We start from the raw sequence: 1222 nt of genomic DNA, 5'->3' as shown, positions 1-1222 counted from the left end.
GAGATCAGTCGCATTTGAGGCCGGATACATGTCAGCACCCGACAACGCGCGAAATGTACTCACAAACCCTCTTGCGCAAGGGGCGGTTATACATGTTGCACAAATCCCATGTGGGATTCATCTCATGAATCCAGCGTGGTAGCTGGGATACATGAGCAGACCTACACCCCCGACCTACAGGACCAGGAACTGGCCAGCCTACAATGAAGCGCTCAAGCGCCGCGGCTCGCTGACGGTCTGGTTCGATCCCGAGATGAGCTGGGATGCCGCGCCGACAGGTAGGCGTGGCCGCCAGCAGACCTACAGCGATGCCGCCATCCAGACATGCCTTTCGATGAAGGTGCTGTTCGGCATGGCGCTTCGGCAGACGGCAGGCTTCGTCGAAAGCCTACTGCGGCTGGTCGGCCTCGACTGGGCGGTGCCCGACTTCAGCACCCTGTCCCGCCGCCAGAAGACCCTGGCCGTGAACATCCCGTATCGCGGCTCCAAGGGGCCGCTCCACCTGCTGATCGACAGCACGGGTATCAAAGTCGAGGGCGAAGGCGAGTGGCACGCCCGCAAGCATGGTGGACCCAAACGGCGCGTCTGGCGCAAGATCCATCTCGGGATCGACGAGGAAACACTGGAGGTTCGCGCAGTCGAGGTCACAGGGAGCCATATCGGCGATGCACCGGTCTTACCCGACCTGCTCAACCAGATCCCAGCGTACGAGCAGATCAGCAGCGTCACTGCCGACGGTGCCTACGACACCCGCAAATGCCACGATGCAATCGCTGACCGCGGCGCCCGCGCTGTCATTCCGCCTCGCAAGAATGCCAAGCTGTGGAAGACCGTCACCGCCGGCGCGGTCGCACGAAACGAAGCGCTGCGGGCATCGAAATACCTCGGTCGTGCTCTCTGGCGACGATGGAGCGGCTACCACCGCCGAAGCCGCGTCGAAACGAAGATGCACTGTGTGAAACTGCTGGGGCAGCGCCTCATGGCGCGGGACTTCGACCGACAGGTCGCGGAGCTTCAGGTCCGTATCGCCGTTCTGAACGGCTACACCGCGCTCGGCATCCCTGTCACAGAGCCCGTGGGATAAGTCTGTCCGGGGAAAGGGGAACCCCGGTCATCAGCCGATTTGTGCAACATGTATAACCGCCCCATGCGCAAGAGGGTTTTTCGGAGCTTCGTCTGGCGCGTCATCAGGTGCTGACATGTATCCGGCCTTATGATGCGA

At 61.8% G+C, this 1222-nt stretch carries 1 protein-coding gene; it reads left to right on the top strand.

The features are described from left to right. Positions 1-151 precede the first annotated feature (151 nt). Positions 152-1084, top strand: a complete 933-nt coding sequence (locus tag BLR51_RS27070; RefSeq protein ID WP_089852620.1) for an IS5-like element ISPko1 family transposase — start codon at positions 152-154, stop codon at positions 1082-1084. The last annotated feature ends 138 nt before the right edge of the window (positions 1085-1222 follow it).

The organism is Salipiger marinus (genome assembly GCF_900100085.1).
GTDB classification, from domain to species: domain Bacteria; phylum Pseudomonadota; class Alphaproteobacteria; order Rhodobacterales; family Rhodobacteraceae; genus Salipiger; species Salipiger marinus.
This window is presented reverse-complemented; position numbering and strand designations above follow the sequence as displayed.

What these genes read in the sequence shown, in the direction of transcription:
- BLR51_RS27070 (WP_089852620.1), top strand. Translation starts at nt 152, where the DNA reads ATGAGCAGACCTACACCCCCGACCTACAGGACCAGGAACTGGCCAGCC.